At 69.9% G+C, this 798-nt stretch carries 1 protein-coding gene; it reads left to right on the forward strand.

Annotation, left to right across the window (positions count from 1 at the left end; translation table 11 throughout):
- Nucleotides 1-775 (forward strand): putative bifunctional diguanylate cyclase/phosphodiesterase (locus AC27KI_RS26260; protein WP_487116796.1); only part of this gene is annotated, 775 nt, incomplete at its 5' end.
- Between the last annotated feature and the right edge of the window lie 23 nt (nt 776-798).

Genomic DNA, 798 nt, shown 5'->3' on the forward strand with positions numbered 1-798 from the left:
GCTGCACTACCAGCCGCAGGTGGACATCGCCACGGGCCGGGTCATCGGCGCCGAGGCGCTGGTGCGCTGGATGGACCCGCAGGAGGGCATGATCTCCCCGGCGCGCTTCATCCCGGTGGCCGAACATTCCGGCGTGATCGGCCCGCTGGGCGAGTGGGTCATGCACGAGGCCTGCCGCCAGGGCCAGGCGTGGCGCGAGGCCGGGCTGCCCGGCCTGACGGTGGCCGTGAACGTGTCGCCGCGCCAGTTCCACCTGACCGACCTGGCCGGCTGCGCGGCATCGGCCCTGTCCGCCTCGGGCTACCCGCCCACGCAGCTGGAGCTGGAGATCACCGAAGGCGCGCTCGCCGAGCGGCCCGAGGAAGCGCGCCAGATGCTGCTGCGCCTGCGCGGCCTGGGCCTGCGCATGGCCATCGACGACTTCGGCACGGGCTATTCGTCGCTCGCCCACCTCAAGCGCTTTCCCATCGACGTGCTCAAGATTGACCAGGGCTTCATCCGCGATTTGCCGCAAAGCACCGACGACATGGCCATCTGCACCGCCATCATCGCCATGGGCCACAGCCTGGGGCTGGCGGTGCTGGCCGAAGGCGTGGAGACGCCCGAGCAACTGGCCTTCCTGCGCGAGCGCGGTTGCGACCGCTACCAGGGCTACCTGTGCCAGCGCCCGCTGCCGGCGGCCGAGTTCACGGCGCTGCTGCGCGCGCAGGCGGGCGGGTCTGCGCACGGCGCCGGCCCAGGAGGCGAGGGCGTCCAAATTCATAACATGCTATAAAAATAATAGCTATATGCCCTAGT

The organism is Acidovorax sp. KPB24-03 (genome assembly GCF_057546605.1).